This is a genomic window from [Clostridium] scindens ATCC 35704, from assembly GCF_004295125.1.
GTDB classification, from domain to species: domain Bacteria; phylum Bacillota; class Clostridia; order Lachnospirales; family Lachnospiraceae; genus Clostridium_AP; species Clostridium_AP scindens.
This window is the reverse complement of the sequence record NZ_CP036170.1, coordinates 3230724-3249556: the sequence shown is the minus strand read 5'-3', so window position 1 is coordinate 3249556 and position 18833 is coordinate 3230724. Positions and strand designations below refer to the sequence as shown.

Below are 18833 nucleotides of genomic sequence, written 5' to 3'. Positions count from 1 at the left end.
ATGAAAGAAGGGCGGGAATCCTCAGAGTTTCCCGCCCTTGCCTTATAATTACGGCTATTCATCATCCTCATCATCGTCTTTGGCTGCCTGGGAGGCATCTGCTTCTTCTTTTGGAGCTTCTTCCTCTTTTGGAACCTCTTTATCTTCTTCCCCTGATCCATCTTCAGGGTTTGCGGAGGGTGTCAATGGAACATATTCACGATCCGATACTGGCTTTAAATCGCTGTCCAGATCGAAATCCTCATCCTCGAAGTCCTCTGAGAATTCATCATCTTCGCATGTATCATTCTTTTTAAAGTAATAGATAAGGCCGGCAACGGCAGTGCCAATGGCAGCAAGCCCTAACAATTTTTTACACCATTTTGCCATGATAGTTATAACTCCTTTCGATTATAGTATAGGATTATAATAGCACATATCGTATCATTTTTCCTTAAAAATCGAAATAAAATACATGAAAGTTGAGATACGCCCGAATTTGTGATAAACTGTATGATATATTTTCGCAAAAAGCAAAGGAAAGAGGCTAAAGTATGAGTAAGAATGAAGCGCCGGGAACCGCCAAAAAAGGGTTCTTCCGCATCGTATTCAGCAGGACGGGGATCATCCTTTTGCTGATTCTTCTTCAGGCAGGAGTCTTTCTTGGAATGGCATTCTACCTGGAAGAATATATGACCTATATCTATGGGATTCTGACTATCTTGGGAGTCATCGTATTGATATACATCATCAACTCTGAAGGCAATCCGGCCTTTAAGATGACATGGATGCTGTGCGTGCTGGCTTTTCCCGTAATTGGAACCTTGTTCTACATATATGTCAAGATGCAGTTCGGAACCAGGTTTATGAAGGACCGCCTGGGCAAGCTGAAGCTGGAGACAGCGCCCTACATGCAGCAGGATCAGGATGTGGTGGACGCCATATGGGCTAGCAAGTCGGCCAATGCCCAGCTGTCCTACTATCTGTCGCATCAGCTGGGGTTCCCTACCTACCGCAATACGCAGGTAAAGTATTTCCCGCTTGGGGAGTATAAATTCCAATCGATGGTAGAAGAGCTTAAGAAGGCCCGAAGGTTTATCTTCATGGAATATTTTATTGTAGAAGAAGGCCATATGTGGGGGGCTATCCTGGACATTTTAAAGGAGAAGGTCCGGGAAGGGGTGGAAGTGAGGTTCATGTACGATGGGATGTGCGCCATCTCCATGCTGCCCTATAATTATCCGGAACAGATCGCGCGTTATGGCATCAAGTGCAAGATGGCAAACAGCGTTAAGCCCTTCTTGTCTACCACCCAGAACAACCGCGACCACAGGAAGATCTGCGTGATCGATGGCAAAGTAGGCTATACCGGCGGCATCAACCTGGGGGATGAATACATTAATCAGAAGGTCCGGTTCGGACACTGGAAAGACACCGCGATCATGCTGAAAGGGGACGCGGTACAGAGCCTGACCATGATGTTCCTGGAAATGTGGAACGTGGATGAACGGCGGGCAGAAGGATATGGAAAATACCTGACGCCCAGGTATCCGGGGTTAAGAAGAGAACTGGGCTATGTCATCCCGTATGCGGATAGCCCATTTGACAACGAGAATGTTGGGGAGGAAGTGTATTTCCATATCCTGAACCATGCGAAGAAGTATGTACATATTATGACGCCATACCTGATTTTGGATAATGAGATGATCACTACCCTCACCAGGGTGGCGAAAAGCGGAATCGAGGTCATTATCATCATGCCCCATATTCCGGATAAATGGTATGCATTCGCGGTTGCAAAGACCTATTATAAGGAATTGATCGAAGGCGGCGTCCAGATCTATGAGTACACGCCGGGCTTCGTCCATGCCAAGGTGTTTGTATCCGATGACGACACGGCCACCGTTGGCACGATCAATCTGGATTACCGGAGTCTGTATCTGCATTTTGAGTGCGGGGCATTTATCTATAATAATTCCGAAGTGGATAAGATTGAGCGGGATTTCCAGCAGACGCTGGCCCGATGCCATAAGGTGACGCTGATTGAAGTGAAGAACCGGAGCATGCTGACAAAGATAGCCGGACAGGTGATGAGGCTGGTTGCCCCGCTGATGTAAAAAAGACCGGCACGCAGGAAGTTGTTAAGAACCTGCGTGCCGGTTTTATTATATCCGGGCGATGATTATTGAAGGGTGATGATCTGGGTGTCCTTCTTGTCGTCAAAGGAAACAAAGTCAGATGCTTCTATCGTTACTTCAGACATATCAGCCAGTTTGAAGGTCTGGCAGATTTCCAGGGATGTGCCTGGCTGTATCTCCTTCATATAATTGTTGATCGCCTCATTCTCTTCCAGGATGTATGCGCTGTCACACTGAACGCCGTTCTGGAAAGCCTTGATCATAGCCACGGCCATCACGCTGGAAGCCTCGCTCTTATTGTTGGTGAAGTTGTAGTAGTAGAACAGGCAGGGGTTGCCTTCATAGTCGGTGCCCACCTCGTGCCTTGAGTAAGTCACATTATAATCCTTGCCATCGAAGTTGATGATTCCGTCATCAGGCTCTTCATCCTTTTTGTCATCTTTCTTGTCATCTTTCTTGGCATCCGTATCCTCTGTCTTCTTGTTATCCTTCTTATCGTCGGAAGACCCGCCGCAGGCGGTCAGGCACAGGCACATGGATGCTACAAGCAATACGGTTAACAATCTCTTTTTCATAATGAATTCCCTCTCTTTTACTAAAATTTCTTTTTTAAAGTATAACATTTTGCATATCAAAATACAACTAATAGAGAATATAAATAACGCTAATAGCATATTAAAACTATGGTGCAATCATTGTAAAATTGCTTATAATAGAATGTGAGGAATAGCGTATGGATTATATTGCCCTAGGAAGAAGAATAAAAGAAGAACGTTTAAAATTGAATATGACCCAGGAACGGTTGGCCGAAGAGGTGAATCTTTCCACGTCTTATATCGGACAGATTGAAAGAGGAGAACGGAAACTGACGCTGGACAGCCTGATTAATATTACAAACTGCCTGGGCGTTACGGTAGACTATCTTCTTCAGGAATCTATCATCCAGGACCAGGTGCCTTACAAAGACATATGGACCGGCCTTTTGTCAGAAGCCACCCCCAAAGAGCAGGAACTTGTGGTCAATCTGACGAAGCTTCTATTAAGTTATAATGATAAATAGCAAAAAGGACCTCTGTACATAATATACAGAAGTCCCTTTTTTCTTTGGTATGCATCGAGCATACAAGGGGAACATTTTATTTCAGGCAATAGTTTTCAAAATAAAGGAGAAGGCCGGTGGTAAGGAAGACTGCCAGGGCGACGGCCGTCCGCAGCAGAAGCCTGGTGAGAGGCCCTACCTTATCATAGGCTTCTATGTGGCCGCAGTAATTGCCCAGGTTCACGTATGCCGCCCAGACGCCGACAAAGAAATAATTGATGGTCCAATACTCTGAGCGGATATCTCCTGGCTCCAGAGGACGGGTGCCATTCACGACAACGAAGAGGAGCATCAGGAAGTAGCCGATGATGGCCACGATCATCTTTCCCGGATTGCCGGTACGAAATCCCGGTACATGGCGGAAAAAGCGGCGGATCAGAGAGTCTTTTCGCGGCGCTTTCCCCGACGGCTCTACGATTTCCGCCTGGTATATCCGCGTTGGCTTTATGGCCATGATCTGGCTCTTTAATTCGGATACGGAGGAATAACGGTCCGCAGGGGATATGCTGGTACACTTTAAGACGATCTGGCGGTAACGAGGATCGAAAGGCAGATCATCCTTGGGAAGGCTGCCGGTCAGCAGGACGTTAAGCAGGACGCCTGTGGCATAGATATCGGTTCGCTCATCCGTCTGCCCGAAGCCAAACTGCTCCGGAGCCGCGTATCCGACCGTGCCAAGGATAGTGGTATCCTGGCTCTGGCCCTCCTTTTTGCTTCGGGATATTCCAAAGTCGATCAATTTGAGCACATTGTCCGTGGAGATCAGCAGGTTCTCCGGCGTGACATCCCGGTGGATGATGTTATGGGCATGAAGGAAGGAGAGGGCAGAGCACAGCTGGGATATGAAGCTTAAGATTTCATGTTCCTGAAAATGATACCCTCTTTTTAAGTAGGAGCCTATGGTAGACCCGCTGACATATTCTTCCAGTACAAAGTATCTTCCATCCTTGGTATAAGTCTCCAGCACCCTTGCCAGACTGGGATGGGAAAAGTCGATTAACTGCTGGTACAATGGGTACTGAAGGGCGCAGATTTCCTTGCGTACTGCCAGGCTTCCGTCAACCTGGCTGCGCGTCAGATAGGTGCGGCAGTCTTCGGCATCCTTAAGAGGCGCAAGGTCAATATAGGTTTGTTCCAGATATTCGGCTTTCAGATTCCCCATAGTACTCCATTCTTTGTTCTTGCAATTTTCTGATATTTATTTTATCATAAGTTGTGCATTTGTAAATAACGAAAGGTGAAAATATGGAGACAAGCCGAAAAACCACGGATGAACTGCTGGAACTTTTAAAGCAGAAGAAAAGTTTTGATGAATATTTGCAGGAAGGGCCGGAGTTTGTAGATATGGGACTCCCCCAATACCTGGAAGAAGTGATGAAAATGAAAGGACTTAAAAAGGCGGATGTCATCCGCAAGTCCCAGCTGGACAGAATCTATGCATACCAGATATTCTCCGGCACGCGAAAGCCCAACCGGGATAAGCTTCTTGCTCTTGGATTCGGGATGGAACTGTCCATAGAAGAGATGCAGAAGATGCTGAAGATATCGGAATATCCGATTCTGTATGTAAAGAACAAAAGAGACAGCATCATCTTGTTCGGACTTAAGAAGAAGGCATCCCTTTCAGCGGTGAACGAACTTTTATATGAAATGCATGAAAATATCATCGAATAATAGAAATATTTGAATTAAAATGCATTTTACAGGAGGGGAAAAATATAGTATAATGCAAAAGTTGAAGGTTAAAGTATTATAGATCGCAGGAGGAATGAAAATGGTTAAAGCAGTAGTAGGCGCTAACTGGGGTGATGAGGGCAAGGGAAAGATTACCGATATGCTCGCCCAGCAGGCGGACATCATTGTAAGATTTCAGGGGGGAGCCAATGCAGGCCATACCATCATCAACGATTACGGGAAGTTCGCACTGCATACGCTGCCATCGGGCGTATTTTACAGCCATACGACCAGCATTATCGGCAATGGCGTGGCTCTTGACGTGCCGGTTCTCTTTCAGGAAATCCAGTCCATCATCGACAAGGACGTGCCTATGCCCAAGATCCTGGTATCAGACCGTGCCCAGATGGTAATGTCTTATCATAAGAACTTTGATGCCTATGAAGAGGAAAGACTGGGAGGGAAGTCCTTTGGCTCTACCAAGTCAGGGATTGCTCCATTCTATTCGGATAAATATGCAAAAATTGGATTCCAGGTAAGCGAGCTGTTCGACGACGAACTTCTAAGAGACAAGGTAAAAAGGGTGGCCCTGCAGAAGAATGTCCTGCTTGAGCATCTGTACCACAAGCCAGTGATTAATCCTGACGATCTCTATCAAGAACTGCAAGACTATAAGAAGATGGTGGAGCCTTATGTATGCGACACTTCGCTGTATCTTCACAATGCGCTGAAGGAAGGGAAGGAGATTCTGCTGGAGGGCCAGCTGGGATCCCTAAAAGACCCGGATCATGGAATCTATCCAATGGTTACCTCTTCTTCGACGCTGGCCGCTTACGGAGCCATCGGAGCAGGCATTCCGCCATACGAGATCAGAAAGGTCATCACCGTGTGCAAGGCATACTCAAGCGCGGTAGGCGCGGGAGCATTTGTAAGCGAGATCTTTGGAGATGAAGCGGACGAGCTCAGACGCCGCGGCGGAGACGGCGGCGAATTCGGAGCCACCACAGGGCGCCCCAGAAGAATGGGGTGGTTTGACTGCGTGGCTTCCAAATACGGATGCAGAATGCAGGGAACGACCGACGTGGCATTCACGGTTCTGGACGTGCTGGGGTATTTAGATGAGATTCCGGTGTGCGTAGGCTACGAGATTGACGGAGCGGTTACCACGGACTTCCCCACCACGCATCGTCTTGATCGGGCAAGGCCGGTGCTTCAGACGCTTCCGGGATGGAAGAGCGATATCCGGGGCATCACAAAGTATGAAGACCTTCCGGAAAACTGCAGGAAGTATGTGGAATTCATCGAAGCGCAGATCGGATACCCGATCACCATGGTATCGAATGGCCCGGGAAGAAATGATATTATATATAGGAATGTGTAAGACATGCAGGCGCCCGTCTAAGGAATCTTAGGCAGGGCGCCTTTTGAAATTCTTAAGGAAACCATCACCATTATTTTAGATAATTTCCATAGTATTGACACAAAAGAGTCATATAATGGGGACCGTAGCAATATAATAATAGAGTCGGGAGTTCGGAGTTTTAACAAAAAACGAGTATAAATAATGGAAATGGAGGTATCGTTTATGCATAAGAGAGACTGGGAATATCCAGAGCCAGAAGTGATTTCAATGGAAGAATACCTTGCCAAGAGAAAAAAGATAAGGGAGAAGGAAAAAAAGCACGCCAAAAAAGAGTCAGAACTGCTACGGGGAGCAAGAGGACTGACGCCTTTTGAGTACTATTTGGTGTCATCATCATCCTGGTCATGATGAGTGACCTTATATACCAGAGTATAGGCATATATTAACACTGGAAGAATTATGGTGCAGGCAATGGACGCTTTCAAAAGGCCCATTGTCTGCGAACGGTCGGTCAGGGCGAACACCAGGGTGCTTGCATACATGCAGAATAGAAGGACTGCGCCTGCCAAAGCCAGAATACGTTTTACTTTTTTCATCAGAATCATCCTTTACATCCAATCAAGACTTTAGTATATTATATAAAGAGCAAGAGAAAATTGCAAATGAATACAAAGGAGTATATGAATATGAGTCGTACATTATTAGATCAATGGAGAGATATTGCCTATGATGAGCAGGCAGACAGGGGCCAGTTGCAGAATTTCTGGGGCACCTATTTCCAGATTGAGAAGGAAATCTATGAAAAGCTGCTGTCCAACCCGGACGAGGAGGTAAAGGGCACCGTCAAGGAACTGGCAGAGAAGTATGGCCAGGAAGTGCTTACCATGGTTGGATTCCTGGATGGAATCAATGAAAGCCTGAAGGAAGAGAATCCGATTGAGACGATGGAGGAAGATACCGTAGTCAGCCTTGCCTTTGATAAGGAAAAATTATATAAGAACATGGTGGCAGCCAAAGCGGACTGGCTGTATGAACTTCCACAATGGAAGGAGATCTATTCGGAGGAAGAACTGAAGAAACTGTACAAGGAGCAGAAAGAGTCCACTACTATCCGCAAGGGAAAGAAGGTAGGGCGTAATGATCCGTGTCCATGCGGCTCCGGCAAGAAGTATAAGAAATGTTGTGGTAGATAATGCTGACGCTTCTGGGGGCAGCATGCCTTTTGTACTATGCCGTCCTATGCGTGGCGCTAAAGAAATGGGATTCCACATTTTCAAGATTCTGGCTGGCGGCAGGCCTGGGGCTCTGGCTGTATGATTATGCCGCAGTCCGGCTTGGGATGGAAGCAGCGGCCAGGAAGGCGCTTCTTCTGCCTGTAGCCGTGTTTGTCGTGACAGAACTTAGGATTGTCATGGGAATGGTTCCACGGGGACAGAAGGAATATGATTATCTGATTATTCTGGGAGCCCATGTAGAAGGGCGAAAAATCACGGATTCCCTGTACCGCCGCCTGAATAAGGCTTTGATTTATCTAAAGGCACATCCTGGGACCAGGGCGGTTGTATCCGGGGGACAGGGCACAGGAGAAGACGTTACGGAAGCCCAGGCGATGGAAGACTATTTGATCGCGCAGGGAATCGCGTCTTATCGTATCATCAAGGAGGAAGCATCCACTACGACCCAGGAGAACCTGAAGTTCTCCAAACGATACATGAACTGCGGGGAGGCTGACGTTGGAATCGTATCCAATAATTTTCATCTGTACCGGGCTTGCGCTTATGCCAGGCGACTTGGATACGGCCATCCATACCCGCTGGCGGCCAGCTGCCATCCGGCGCTGCTTGTAAATTACATGGTCAGAGAATGCTTTGCCGTGTGGAAGATGTGGCTGTTTTTTTGATTTTGAGGAAGCAATGTGTTATAGTATCCATATGACACGTTGCCATTTTTATAGGAGGATGAGAAAAGGGAAAAGAGGAATGTGGTGCTGCATTATATGCAGGGGTATTACCTGGGGTGTCCGGACCTTGTGGCACGGCCTGTTCGGGAGTCTTTGCAGGAGAAAATTCTGAAATTGCAGAAACTCTGTGTTGACAAAGAATAAGACAGTGTTATAATGGTAACATATATCAAAACACGTTGACGAGACGAGTAGGTTGGGGAAGAATTACAGAGAGAGGAGCCAAAGGCTGCAAGCCCCTTATTACGGAACCTTCTGAAGACTACCTCCGAGTGGCTGCAAAACAGTCCGGTGATTCCGTTACCATCATGAAAGAAGTGGTTCTGGCGAATATGCCAGTTCAAGCAGGGTGGAACCGCGAGACTTGATGAACTCGTCCCTTACAGCATGCAGGCTGTAAGGGACTTTTTTACTTTATAGGAAAGTTCTCCTTTCGGAGAACTTGGGGACTAAAATAGCCCGCTCAAAAGCGGGCATAGTGAATCAGACGGTTTGGATTAAAAGATGTAAAAGCCCTCTTCACCAAAATCGTCATCATCAAGGTTATCAAATTCATGTAAGAAATAATCCATATCCAGAAGTTCGTCGTCACTCATGTCATGGACTTCTTTAGAAGTCATACCTTCTGGTGGATTTTTAATGTACTGTTCCCTTAGTTCCTTTGCGAGTTCTGCTTCTGTTATACGTTTCATAGTGTGGCCTCCGTTCTTAAGATATATTGAGTTTATCATGAGAAAAGAGGTTTTGGAAGATATGAAAACGAGGCAGGCGAACGACATCTATGTTTTTGCATAGCCTTTTCGTATAATTCATGCAAAGGAACAGGATTATGATTAAAATATAGTTCTAAAAATAGCATGGTTTTTCCACAGTTCGGACATTTTAAAGGATCGTAACCAAAAGAATGTAAGATTGAATCACGCCACCTATTGAGTGAAAGAAAAAAGTTATGTTTTTCTCTGGAAATGGCTTTTCGTAAAAAATTGTCAGAATTACGGTGACGAGCGTAAATACCATAATAGCGAATCATTTTAAAATGTTTTTCAGGGATGTGTTGTGTTAAGCGGTCAATGAATTCCAAAACAGGAACAGTTTCTGTAATAAGTTTATTGTCTTCATGACGGTTGTAATGGAAGGTGACAAAATCACCATCGTAAGAATCAATGCGAGAAGTAGCAATAACAGGTCTGCCAAGATAACGACCGATATATTTGATAACCTGAGAAGGATTACACTTGTTAGGCATGGCGCGAACATAAAAACCATTTTTATCTTTTGCATAGATAGCAGATTTTACTTTTTTGAAAGCTGGACCTATTTTTTGATGGAGTTCATTTAAAAGAGCAGTTTGGAACGCATCACGTAAAAAATGATAGTTAAAATGTTTGAAGTGTCGCCAGGAAAGAGTATTACCAACACCACCTTCAGAAACAAGGCAGTGAATGTGAGGATTCCATTTTAAATCTCTGCCAAAGGTATGAAGGACGCAAATAAATCCAGGAGTAAATAATTCAGATTTATTTTCTTTATGGAACATACGAGAAATCACGCTGTTGACTGCCGAAAAAAGGCAGTTAAGAAGAGAACGGTCTTTAAGAAAAAAAGGCCGCAAAGAATCATCAATGGTAAAAACACAATGCCGATGTTGTACATCAATAATCTTAAAAGACATAGCAGTAGTTCTGTCAATGGAATACATGTTACCACAAGTTGGACAGAAGCGAGAATGACAACGAAAAGCAGTAAATTTGAAATTACCACAATTGGGACAAATATACATGGCGCCACCATAAGATGGATCGCCACAATGAATCATTTTTTCTACATTCTCAACAATAGCATCACGAGGATGTTGAAGATAAATCATTTCTTCATAATGTTCGATAAAAATTTTTTGTAAGATATTCATAAGACCATTATGAAGCAAAATGAAGCAAAAAGAAACCCCTATCCCTCATGATTGAGGGGCAGGGGAGTTGAAGTGTCGAAGACACTATTTTTATTCCATGCTATGACATGCCCGAAAGGCAGGAAAGGACGGGGAAGATGAAGCCTTACAAGCACAAGGTACAGTATTATGAAACAGATCAGATGGGAATTGTGCATCATTCCAACTATATCCGCTGGTTTGAAGAAGCACGGACTGATTATATGGAACAGATGGGGCTGGGGTATGACCAGATGGAAGAAAAGGGAATTCTAAGCCCGGTACTGTCCGTTGAAGCAGATTATCTGAGGATGGTCCATTTCGGGGAGACGGTGACCATAGAAACCTTCGTCAAGGAGTACAATGGCATCAAGCTGACCGTGGGATACGAGGTGATCTCGGACAAGACCCAGATGGTCCACTGCCGGGGAATCACCAGGCATTGCTTTATTAACCGTGAAGGAAAGCCGCTTGCGCTGAAGCAGACGTGTCTGGAGTTCCACAACATGTTTGTAAAAGGTCTGGAAGACCACAAAAATAAATAGAGTATATCAAGAAAGAAAAGAGAGGTTACAGATTATGAAGATCACACTGAAAGACGGTTCTGAAAAAGGGTATGAAAGAAGCATGTCCGTATTGGATATTGCAAAAGATATCAGCGAAGGGCTGGCAAGGGCAGCGACCTGCGCAAAGATAGACGGGGATATCGTTGACTTGAGGACGGATGTTTCCAAGGATTGCGAACTGGAATTGCTGACATTCGACTCTGAAGACGGACGGGGCGCATTCTGGCATACCACATCCCATATTATGGCCCAGGCGATCAAGCGTCTCTATCCGGAGACAAAACTGGCCATCGGCCCATCCATTGACAATGGATTCTACTATGATTTGGATCGCGAGACGCCATTTGTCGCGGAGGATCTGGAAAAAATCGAAGCGGAGATGAAAAAGATCGTCAAAGAAGCATTGCCGATCGAACGCTTTACCAAGACAAGGGAAGAAGCCATTGCATATTTTAAAGAAAATGACGAACCATATAAAGTAGAATTGGTAGAAGATCTGCCGGAAGGCGAGGAGATCAGTTTCTACAAGCAAGGCGAATTCGTAGATCTGTGCGCAGGACCGCACCTTATGTCTACAAAAGCGGTTAAGGCTTTCAAACTGACAAGTCTTGCAGGCGCATACTGGCGCGGAAGCGAAAAGAACAAGATGCTTACCAGAATCTATGGCATCTCCTACCCGAAGAAGGCAGACCTGGAAGAATACCTCCATATGATGGAGGAGGCGAAAAAGCGTGACCACAGAAAACTAGGCAGGGAGCTTGGCCTGTTCATGATGTGCGACGAAGGCCCTGGATTCCCGTTCTTCCTTCCAAAAGGAATGGTTCTTAAGAATACGCTTCTGGATTATTGGAGAGAACTGCACAAAGAAAACGGATATGTGGAAGTATCCACGCCTATTATCCTGAGCAGGCATCTGTGGGAGAATTCCGGGCACTGGGATCATTATAAAGACAATATGTACACCACCATGATCGATGAAGAAGACTATGCGGTCAAGCCTATGAACTGCCCGGGCGGCATGCTGGTATACAAGTCCGAGCCGCGTTCTTACAAAGACCTTCCGCTTCGCATGGGCGAGCTTGGCCTGGTACACAGACACGAGAAGTCAGGCGCTCTTCACGGCCTGTTCCGCGTCCGCTGCTTTACCCAGGACGATGCCCATATTTTCATGACTCCGGAGCAGATCAGGGACGAGATCAAAGGCGTAGCACGGCTGATTGACGAGATCTACAGCCTGTTCGGATTCAAGTACCATGTAGAACTGTCTACGCGGCCGGATAACAGCATGGGCAGCGATGAAGACTGGGAGATGGCGACCGAAGGCTTAAGAGGCGCTCTGGATGATCTGGGGCTTGATTATATGGTAAATGAAGGAGACGGCGCATTCTATGGGCCAAAGATCGACTTCCATCTGGAAGATTCCATCGGAAGGACATGGCAGTGCGGAACCATCCAGCTTGACATGCAGATGCCGCAGCGTTTTGACCTGGAGTACACTGGGGCTGACGGAGAGAAGCACCGCCCGATCATGATCCACCGTGTTGCATTCGGATCCATCGAGCGTTTTATCGGAATTCTGATCGAGCATTTTGCCGGAGCTTTCCCGACATGGCTTGCGCCAGTTCAGGTAAAGGTTCTTCCAATATCTGAGAAGCATCTGGAATACGGAAAGAAAGTGCTGGAACAGTTAGAAGAAGCAGGGATCCGCGCGGAACTGGACGAGAGGGCTGAGAAGATCGGCTACAAGATCAGGGAAGCGCAGATGAACAAGATCCCATACATGCTCGTGGTGGGAGCAAAAGAAGAAGAGCAGAATCTGGTATCCGTAAGAAGCAGATTTGCCGGGGATGAAGGCCAGAAGGACATCGCCTCATTTATCGATGCGATCAAAGAAGAGATACAGGCAAAGGTTCAGCGCGAAGTTACGAAAGAGGATTAGGAAGTACAGAGTAAAAATGAAAAAACAGGGCATAATAAATCTCGATATTCTTGAATGATTAGGAGGTAATATTATGCCAGAATTGAAATGTACAGTACAGACATGTACGCACAACAAGAATTTCTACTGTGACCTGGAGCGCATTATCGTAGGAGGAAGTTCAGCAAAGCGTTCTGAAGAAACCTGCTGCGACAGTTTCGAGGAGCGCAAGGGAGATTCCCACAGCGATGTAAATGGACAGGCATCCGCATGCAGCAGCATCGACTGTAAGGCTACAGAATGTATCTATAATGAGAAATGCGAGTGCCACGCGGGAAAGATCAGCGTGGAAGGAAGCAATGCCTGCCAGTGCGAGCAGACCGAATGTGCCACGTTCAAGTGTGGATGCAACTAAGAGGCAGAGCAGAAAAAGGAAGCCTTCGGGCTTCCTTTTTGGTTGACGCATATTTGTTCAAAGGGTATAATTATTTTATCTGTGTAAGAGAAGAGGAAGATAGAATGAACAAAGAAGAAGCAAGCGTGGACAGCATACAGAAGGAGAAAGATCGCGGCCAGAACGCGTATTATTCCAGCCGGCCGAAATTGGGTGGAAGCGGCCCGTCAAAACTCCGGCAGCAGTTTAGCAGGGGAATGACGTATTTTCTGGTGGTGGCCGCCAGCATCTTGTTTTATTTTGCCCTGCTTAGAGTGACGAATCTGTCCGAAGGGTTCTCAAAGATATTCCAGGTTCTTAAGCCGGTAGTCTATGGCTGCGTCATCGCCTATCTGCTGAATCCGATCGTGAAGAAGGCAGACAAGTATCTGGCCCCTGTACTGGAGAAGAAGGTAAAGACTCCGGGCAGGGCAAAGAAGACTGCCAGAGGAATCGGAATCCTGCTGTCCCTGATCCTTTTGCTGGTATTGGTGGTGACACTGTGCAACATGCTGATTCCAGAACTTTATTCAAGCATCCGGAACCTGGTGTTCACCCTTCCGGGACAGCTCAATGATTTGGTTGATAAACTCAACACTATAAAGATCGACGATTCTACCACCGGCACGCTTATTAAGGCCGCTATTGAAGAAGGAACCGACATGCTGCAGAAGTGGCTCAGGACGGATCTTCTTGGGCGCGCCAATGAGATTATGTCCAATCTGACGGTAGGCGTGATCAATATCTTAAACGAAATATTTAATGCACTGATTGGAATCATCATTTCAGTGTACATATTGTTCAGCAAGGAGACTTTTATCCGCCAGACGAAGAAATGCGTCTATGCGATCCTGTCTCCCAGGCATGCCAATATGGTGCTGCATCTGACCACTAAGAGCAACGAGATATTTGGCGGTTTTATTATTGGAAAGATCATTGATTCCGCCATTATCGGGGTACTGTGCTTTTTCGGGCTCACCATATTGAATATGCCTTATGCCGTGCTGGTCAGCGTGATCGTAGGAGTGACGAATGTTATCCCATTCTTCGGGCCGTATATCGGAGCGATTCCAAGCGCCATCCTCATTATGCTGGCGGATCCGATCAAAGGACTGTATTTTATCATTTTCATTCTTTTGCTGCAGCAGTTTGACGGCAACATCCTGGGGCCGAAGATCCTGGGCAATTCAACAGGCCTGTCGGCATTCTGGGTAATCGTGGCGATCCTTCTTGGAGGAGGGCTATTCGGATTCGTGGGAATGATTATGGGTGTTCCTACCTTTGCCGTGCTGTATTATATTGTGCAGATGATAATGAATTATCGCCTGGAGCGCAAGAAGCTGCCTGCCAACTCCAACTTCTATGATGCCATGAGTTATGTGGATGACGATGGGAAGTATTACCATTCCGAGGAGGGTGAAGATGGAAACGAAGTCAATAACAATAACAAAGAAAAGGGGAAATAAAGACTATGCCAATCAGAGTTCAGAATGATCTCCCAGTAAAGGAGATATTGGAAAGAGAAAATATATTTGTGATGGATGAGCACCGGGCAACGCATCAGGATATACGGCCTATCGAGATCGGGCTTCTTAACCTTATGCCGCTTAAGGAAGACACGGAACTGCAGATACTTAGATCCTTATCCAATACGCCCCTTCAGGTGGACGTATCATTTATCACCGTATCCAGTCATGAGTCCAAGAATACGCCAACCAGCCATCTGAATAAGTTCTACCAGAAGTTCAGCGAAGTAAGAGATAAGAAGTTTGACGGATTCATCATTACCGGAGCGCCGGTGGAGCAGATGCCTTTCGAAGACGTGGACTATTGGCAGGAACTTAAGGAAATCATGGAGTGGAGCAAGACCCACGTGACATCTACGCTCCACCTATGCTGGGGAGCCCAGGCAGGCCTCTACTATCATTATGGAATCGATAAGGTGGCGCTGGATCACAAACTGTTCGGCGTGTTCTGGCATAAGGTGATGAACCGTAAGATTCCTCTGGTTCGCGGCTTCGATGATGTATTCCTCGCCCCGCATTCCAGACATACGGATGTACCGATGGAAAAGATACATGCGGACCCCCGCCTGACCGTGCTGGCTGAATCAGAAGAAGCCGGGCTGTTCCTTGCAATGGCAGAGGAAGGTCGTCAGATCTTCGTTATGGGCCATCCAGAATATGACCGCGTGACCCTGGATGGGGAATATAAAAGGGATCTTAGCAAGGGCCTGCCGATCGAGATGCCCAAAAACTATTACGAGGATGACAATCCAGAGAATAAGCCGCTCCTTACGTGGCGTGCCACAGCTAACAATCTGTATACAAACTGGCTGAATTACTACGTTTACCAGATTACACCTTATGATTTGGAAGGGACGCCATTTTAAAATGCTCACAAACCGCATGGCTGACACGTTTCTCTCATATTTGGATGTTCCATAATCTATAAAAAGTAATGCCTTTTTGAAACGAATTTCATGTATTTTCTTATAGTTTTTTATAACTTTTTATGTAAATGGCGTAATATGGCGTAAATTAAAAATTCAAATGGCGTAAGACAGTTTTTGCATATGAAGCCCGTTGTTATTTAATTAAAAATCGGAGGATGAAAATGTGGCACGCAAATTAAAACTATCAGAAGATTTATCATAGCCCAGAATAGGGCAATTCACATCATGAACCGATAAGTATTTTGTTTAATTGTGAAAATTGCGTCAATATTATCATAGTGTGAAAAATAAAACAAATATTGACAGAATATTTCCTCATGAGTATAATGAAATCAAATTAAAATAAACAATTAAAGGTAAGTGATTTGAGCGATGCTTAGGGGAAAGGATGACAGGGAGATATAAGATCCAGGGAGGGATGGTTATATTTCCCTGTTTTTTATCCACCCGGATATTGGGGCAGAGATCAGATGAAAAGGAGGAAGATGAATGGAATTAAAGACTCCGCTGTACGATGCGCATGTAAAAGCCGGAGGGAAGATGGTGCCTTTTGGGGGATATATTCTTCCGGTACAATATCCTACAGGTGTAATCAAAGAGCATATGGCAGTCCGCAGGCAGGCAGGACTGTTTGATGTATCCCATATGGGAGAGATTCTATGCGAGGGAGAGGATGCGCTGGCGAATCTCCAGATGATCCTGACCAACAATTTTGATAATATGAAAGACGGACAGGCAAGGTATAGCCCGATGTGCAATGAGAACGGCGGTACCGTGGATGATCTGATTGTATATAAGAAGGCAGAGAATCAATATTTTATCGTAGTAAACGCGGCCAATAAGGATAAGGATTATCAATGGATGCTTGCGCATCAGTTTGGGAAAGCCTCATTTAGGGACGTATCCGACCAGTATGCGCAGCTTGCGCTTCAGGGACCTAAGGCAATGGAAATCCTCAGGAAGATCGCAAAAGAAGAGGACATACCAAAGAAATACTATCATGCGGTGTTTGATGCAAAAGCAGCCGGTATTCCGTGCATTATTTCAAAGACCGGGTATACCGGGGAGGATGGCGTGGAATTATATCTGGATGCCGGCCTTGCCGAAAAATTATGGGATATCCTGCTTGAGGCCGGAAAAGAAGAAGGCCTGATTCCCTGCGGCCTTGGCGCAAGGGATACGCTTCGCATGGAAGCGGCGATGCCGCTTTATGGGCATGAGATGGATGATGAGGTAACCCCTCTGGAGACCGGGCTTGGATTTGCCGTGAAGATGGCAAAAGAAGACTTTGTCGGCAAAGATGCGCTGATTGCGCAAGGAGAGCCAAAGAGAAAGCGTATCGGACTTAAAGTAACCGGACGGGGAATCATAAGAGAGCATCAGGATGTGTTTGTGGATGGAAAGGTCATCGGTCATACCACGTCGGGAACCCACTGCCCATTCCTTGGCTATCCTATTGGGATGGCACTTGTGGATGCCGCATATACAGAAGAGGGAACCAAGGTGGAAGTAGAAGTCCGTGGACGGATTGTTGAGGCTTTCGTGGTGGCATTACCATTTTATAAAAGAAGCAAATAAATATAGAAAAGATGAAAGGAGACGATTGTCATGGAATTAATGGAAGGATTGCTATATTCTAAATCACATGAGTGGGTAAAGGAGGAAGGAGATACCGTTGTAATCGGTCTTACAGATTATGCCCAGTCAGAATTGGGCGACCTGGTATTCGTAAATCTTCCGGAAGAGGGAGATGAGGTCACCGTCGGAGAGGCATTTGCAGATGTGGAGTCTGTCAAGGCAGTCTCTGATGTGTATTCGCCGGTATCAGGAACCGTATGCGAGGTCAATGAGGAACTTCTGGATACGCCGGAAGCTATTAACGAGACGCCTTATGACGCGTGGCTTATCAAGGTGGGAGAAATCACGGAGAAAGAAGAACTTCTGACTGCCGCGGAATATGAGAAGTTTGTAGACAGCGAGCAAGAGTAAGAAGAAAGGCGGTGCGAGGCCATGGGAAGATATGTCCCGAATACAGAACTAGAGCAACTGAAAATGTTAGAAGAGATTGGTTTTCAGGCCAGGGAGGATTTGTTCGGACACATTCCTGAGGAAGTAAAGGTGAAGGGAAGTCTTGCGATACCGGAGGGAATGTCCGAATTAGAAGTACGCAGGAAGATGCAGAAGATTGCGGGAAAGAATCAGGTGTTTGGGACAATTTTCCGAGGAGCAGGAGCATACAGGCACTTTATACCTTCCATTGTAAAGAGCGTGATCTCCAAGGAGAACCTGCTGACGGCCTATACGCCATACCAGGCAGAGGTCAGCCAGGGTATCCTGCAGTCCATTTTTGAGTATCAGACAATGATCTGCCAGCTGACCGGAATGGATGCATCCAATGCTTCCGTCTATGACGGGGCGACAGCGGCAGCTGAAGCCGTTGCTATGTGCAGGGAGAGAAAAAGAAAGAAGGCTTTCATATCCTCCACTGTGCACCCGGATGTCTTAAGCACGGTCAGGACCTATTGCTTTGGAAATGAGATGGAACTTGTGGTGATACCCGCAAAAGACGGGATCACGGATGTGAAGTTCTTAGAAGAGATAATCGATGATCAGACGGCATGCGTCTATATCCAGCACCCCAATTATTATGGAAGCCTGGAGCCGGCGGAAGAAATCGGCAAGGCTGCTCACGGCGCAGGGGCAAGATATATCATGGGAGTAAATCCCATATCTCTCGGAATTATGAAGACGCCCAGAGAGTATGGAGCGGACGTGGCCGTAGGGGAAGGACAGCCCATGGGACTATCCATCGCATTTGGAGGCCCGTATCTTGGATTTATGGCATGTATCGAAGGCATGACCAGGAAACTGCCGGGCAGGATCGTCGGGCAGACCACAGACAGAAATAAAAAGACCGGATATGTGCTGACGCTTCAGGCAAGAGAGCAGCATATAAGGAGAGAAAAAGCATCCAGCAATGTCTGCTCCAACCAGGCGCTATGCGCGCTGGCCGTAGGCGTATATCTGGCAGCTATGGGAGGAAGCGGACTTCACAATGCGGCGATCCAGTGTACTTCCAAAGCCCATTATATGGCAGCAGAACTAAAGAAGATTGGCTATCAGACTGAGAATAAGGCGGAATTCTTCCATGAATTCGTCACCGTATCCCAGACTTCATCAGCCAGGGCGCTAAAGGCATTGGAAGAGAAAGGGGTTCTGGGAGGATATCCACTGGATGACAGGAGAATCCTGTGGTGCTGCACAGAGATGAACAGTAAAGAAGAGATTGATGAAACGATCCGCATCTTAAAGGAGGTGTAG

The 18833-nt window shown here is 46.3% G+C and carries 21 protein-coding genes; 15 read left to right on the top strand and 6 right to left on the bottom strand.

The window, feature by feature from the left end; genetic code table 11:
- Positions 1-54: 54 nt before the first annotated feature.
- On the bottom strand, positions 55-369 hold the full coding sequence (locus HDCHBGLK_RS16700) for a hypothetical protein (protein ID WP_004605184.1): 315 nt from the start codon (positions 367-369) through the stop codon (positions 55-57).
- A 164-nt stretch (positions 370-533) separates the two neighbouring features.
- On the opposite strand from HDCHBGLK_RS16700, the gene cls reads away from it, so the two are divergent.
- A complete protein-coding gene (gene cls / locus HDCHBGLK_RS16695; RefSeq protein WP_004605186.1) occupies positions 534-2096 on the top strand; it encodes a cardiolipin synthase in 1563 nt (520 codons plus the stop codon).
- A 65-nt stretch (positions 2097-2161) separates the two neighbouring features.
- Here the strand turns inward: cls and HDCHBGLK_RS16690 are convergent, their stop codons facing one another.
- Entirely contained in the window at positions 2162-2692 is a 531-nt protein-coding gene (locus HDCHBGLK_RS16690; protein WP_009248570.1) for a DUF5067 domain-containing protein, read from the bottom strand.
- Between the two features lie 158 nt (positions 2693-2850).
- Here HDCHBGLK_RS16690 and HDCHBGLK_RS16685 point away from each other — a divergent pair, with 158 nt between their 5' ends.
- Positions 2851-3177, top strand: coding sequence for a helix-turn-helix domain-containing protein (locus HDCHBGLK_RS16685; protein WP_004605188.1), 327 nt, complete (start codon positions 2851-2853; stop codon positions 3175-3177).
- A gap of 76 nt (positions 3178-3253) precedes the next feature.
- On the opposite strand, the gene HDCHBGLK_RS16680 is transcribed toward HDCHBGLK_RS16685, so the two are convergent.
- Positions 3254-4378: a serine/threonine protein kinase gene (locus HDCHBGLK_RS16680; RefSeq protein WP_004605189.1), complete on the bottom strand. Its 1125-nt coding sequence runs from the start codon at positions 4376-4378 to the stop codon at positions 3254-3256.
- An 83-nt stretch (positions 4379-4461) separates the two neighbouring features.
- On the opposite strand from HDCHBGLK_RS16680, the gene HDCHBGLK_RS16675 reads away from it, so the two are divergent.
- From HDCHBGLK_RS16675 to HDCHBGLK_RS16665, 3 genes are all read left to right on the top strand, one after another.
- Positions 4462-4890 (top strand): hypothetical protein, encoded by a 429-nt coding sequence (locus tag HDCHBGLK_RS16675; protein ID WP_004605190.1) that lies wholly within the window; start codon positions 4462-4464, stop codon positions 4888-4890.
- A gap of 100 nt (positions 4891-4990) precedes the next feature.
- Positions 4991-6271, top strand: a complete 1281-nt coding sequence (locus tag HDCHBGLK_RS16670; protein WP_009248569.1) for an adenylosuccinate synthase — start codon at positions 4991-4993, stop codon at positions 6269-6271.
- A 204-nt stretch (positions 6272-6475) separates the two neighbouring features.
- On the top strand, positions 6476-6661 hold the full coding sequence (locus HDCHBGLK_RS16665) for a hypothetical protein (RefSeq protein WP_004605192.1): 186 nt from the start codon (positions 6476-6478) through the stop codon (positions 6659-6661).
- Here HDCHBGLK_RS16665 and HDCHBGLK_RS16660 read toward each other — a convergent pair.
- Positions 6631-6849 (bottom strand): hypothetical protein, encoded by a 219-nt coding sequence (locus tag HDCHBGLK_RS16660; RefSeq protein WP_009248568.1) that lies wholly within the window; start codon positions 6847-6849, stop codon positions 6631-6633. The two genes, HDCHBGLK_RS16665 and HDCHBGLK_RS16660, sit on opposite strands and share 31 nt — an antisense overlap.
- Positions 6850-6939: 90 nt before the next feature.
- Here HDCHBGLK_RS16660 and HDCHBGLK_RS16655 point away from each other — a divergent pair, with 90 nt between their 5' ends.
- Positions 6940-7446 (top strand): SEC-C metal-binding domain-containing protein, encoded by a 507-nt coding sequence (locus HDCHBGLK_RS16655; protein WP_009248567.1) that lies wholly within the window; start codon positions 6940-6942, stop codon positions 7444-7446.
- Positions 7446-8153 carry a YdcF family protein gene (locus tag HDCHBGLK_RS16650; RefSeq protein ID WP_004605195.1) on the top strand — a complete coding sequence of 236 codons (708 nt, stop codon included), beginning with the start codon at positions 7446-7448 and terminating at the stop codon, positions 8151-8153. Before HDCHBGLK_RS16655 ends, HDCHBGLK_RS16650 begins: the two co-directional genes overlap by 1 nt.
- Before the next feature lie 557 nt (positions 8154-8710).
- Here HDCHBGLK_RS16650 and HDCHBGLK_RS16645 read toward each other — a convergent pair.
- The gene (locus HDCHBGLK_RS16645; protein ID WP_004607984.1) at positions 8711-8905 is read right to left on the bottom strand and encodes a hypothetical protein; all 195 of its coding nucleotides are present in this window, start codon (positions 8903-8905) and stop codon (positions 8711-8713) included.
- A 35-nt stretch (positions 8906-8940) separates the two neighbouring features.
- Positions 8941-10122, bottom strand: coding sequence for an IS91 family transposase (locus HDCHBGLK_RS16640; RefSeq protein ID WP_039909242.1), 1182 nt, complete (start codon positions 10120-10122; stop codon positions 8941-8943).
- Positions 10123-10259: 137 nt separating this feature from the next.
- Between HDCHBGLK_RS16640 and HDCHBGLK_RS16635 the strand changes: the two genes are divergently transcribed.
- From HDCHBGLK_RS16635 to gcvPA, 8 genes are all read left to right on the top strand, one after another.
- Positions 10260-10685, top strand: a complete 426-nt coding sequence (locus tag HDCHBGLK_RS16635; RefSeq protein WP_009248566.1) for an acyl-CoA thioesterase — start codon at positions 10260-10262, stop codon at positions 10683-10685.
- 34 nt (positions 10686-10719) lie between these two features.
- Positions 10720-12645 carry a threonine--tRNA ligase gene (gene thrS / locus HDCHBGLK_RS16630; protein WP_004606616.1) on the top strand — a complete coding sequence of 642 codons (1926 nt, stop codon included), beginning with the start codon at positions 10720-10722 and terminating at the stop codon, positions 12643-12645.
- Positions 12646-12718: 73 nt separating this feature from the next.
- Positions 12719-13039, top strand: a complete 321-nt coding sequence (locus HDCHBGLK_RS16625; RefSeq protein WP_004606617.1) for a DUF1540 domain-containing protein — start codon at positions 12719-12721, stop codon at positions 13037-13039.
- 104 nt (positions 13040-13143) lie between these two features.
- Positions 13144-14523 (top strand): AI-2E family transporter, encoded by a 1380-nt coding sequence (locus HDCHBGLK_RS16620; RefSeq protein WP_009249637.1) that lies wholly within the window; start codon positions 13144-13146, stop codon positions 14521-14523.
- 5 nt (positions 14524-14528) lie between these two features.
- Complete coding sequence (metA, locus tag HDCHBGLK_RS16615; protein WP_004606619.1) at positions 14529-15449, top strand: homoserine O-acetyltransferase MetA; 921 nt, start codon at positions 14529-14531, stop codon at positions 15447-15449.
- Between the two features lie 552 nt (positions 15450-16001).
- Positions 16002-17090: a glycine cleavage system aminomethyltransferase GcvT gene (gcvT, locus tag HDCHBGLK_RS16610; RefSeq protein WP_004606620.1), complete on the top strand. Its 1089-nt coding sequence runs from the start codon at positions 16002-16004 to the stop codon at positions 17088-17090.
- Between the two features lie 30 nt (positions 17091-17120).
- A complete protein-coding gene (gcvH, locus tag HDCHBGLK_RS16605; RefSeq protein WP_004606621.1) occupies positions 17121-17501 on the top strand; it encodes a glycine cleavage system protein GcvH in 381 nt (126 codons plus the stop codon).
- A 21-nt stretch (positions 17502-17522) separates the two neighbouring features.
- Positions 17523-18833 (top strand): aminomethyl-transferring glycine dehydrogenase subunit GcvPA, encoded by a 1311-nt coding sequence (gene gcvPA, locus HDCHBGLK_RS16600; protein WP_004606622.1) that lies wholly within the window; start codon positions 17523-17525, stop codon positions 18831-18833.

Coding starts and splice junctions, on each gene's coding strand:
- HDCHBGLK_RS16700 (WP_004605184.1), bottom strand. CDS start 369: ATGGCAAAATGGTGTAAAAAATTGTTAGGGCTTGCTGCCATTGGCACT.
- cls (WP_004605186.1), top strand. CDS start 534: ATGAGTAAGAATGAAGCGCCGGGAACCGCCAAAAAAGGGTTCTTCCGC.
- HDCHBGLK_RS16625 (WP_004606617.1), top strand. CDS start 12,719: ATGCCAGAATTGAAATGTACAGTACAGACATGTACGCACAACAAGAAT.
- metA (WP_004606619.1), top strand. CDS start 14,529: ATGCCAATCAGAGTTCAGAATGATCTCCCAGTAAAGGAGATATTGGAA.
- HDCHBGLK_RS16620 (WP_009249637.1), top strand. CDS start 13,144: ATGAACAAAGAAGAAGCAAGCGTGGACAGCATACAGAAGGAGAAAGAT.
- HDCHBGLK_RS16660 (WP_009248568.1), bottom strand. CDS start 6,849: ATGAAAAAAGTAAAACGTATTCTGGCTTTGGCAGGCGCAGTCCTTCTA.
- HDCHBGLK_RS16655 (WP_009248567.1), top strand. CDS start 6,940: ATGAGTCGTACATTATTAGATCAATGGAGAGATATTGCCTATGATGAG.
- HDCHBGLK_RS16635 (WP_009248566.1), top strand. CDS start 10,260: ATGAAGCCTTACAAGCACAAGGTACAGTATTATGAAACAGATCAGATG.
- HDCHBGLK_RS16685 (WP_004605188.1), top strand. CDS start 2,851: ATGGATTATATTGCCCTAGGAAGAAGAATAAAAGAAGAACGTTTAAAA.
- HDCHBGLK_RS16640 (WP_039909242.1), bottom strand. CDS start 10,122: ATGAATATCTTACAAAAAATTTTTATCGAACATTATGAAGAAATGATT.
- gcvT (WP_004606620.1), top strand. CDS start 16,002: ATGGAATTAAAGACTCCGCTGTACGATGCGCATGTAAAAGCCGGAGGG.
- HDCHBGLK_RS16670 (WP_009248569.1), top strand. CDS start 4,991: ATGGTTAAAGCAGTAGTAGGCGCTAACTGGGGTGATGAGGGCAAGGGA.
- HDCHBGLK_RS16650 (WP_004605195.1), top strand. CDS start 7,446: ATGCTGACGCTTCTGGGGGCAGCATGCCTTTTGTACTATGCCGTCCTA.
- HDCHBGLK_RS16680 (WP_004605189.1), bottom strand. CDS start 4,378: ATGGGGAATCTGAAAGCCGAATATCTGGAACAAACCTATATTGACCTT.
- gcvPA (WP_004606622.1), top strand. CDS start 17,523: ATGGGAAGATATGTCCCGAATACAGAACTAGAGCAACTGAAAATGTTA.
- HDCHBGLK_RS16675 (WP_004605190.1), top strand. CDS start 4,462: ATGGAGACAAGCCGAAAAACCACGGATGAACTGCTGGAACTTTTAAAG.
- HDCHBGLK_RS16645 (WP_004607984.1), bottom strand. CDS start 8,905: ATGAAACGTATAACAGAAGCAGAACTCGCAAAGGAACTAAGGGAACAG.
- HDCHBGLK_RS16690 (WP_009248570.1), bottom strand. CDS start 2,692: ATGAAAAAGAGATTGTTAACCGTATTGCTTGTAGCATCCATGTGCCTG.
- HDCHBGLK_RS16665 (WP_004605192.1), top strand. CDS start 6,476: ATGCATAAGAGAGACTGGGAATATCCAGAGCCAGAAGTGATTTCAATG.
- gcvH (WP_004606621.1), top strand. CDS start 17,121: ATGGAATTAATGGAAGGATTGCTATATTCTAAATCACATGAGTGGGTA.
- thrS (WP_004606616.1), top strand. CDS start 10,720: ATGAAGATCACACTGAAAGACGGTTCTGAAAAAGGGTATGAAAGAAGC.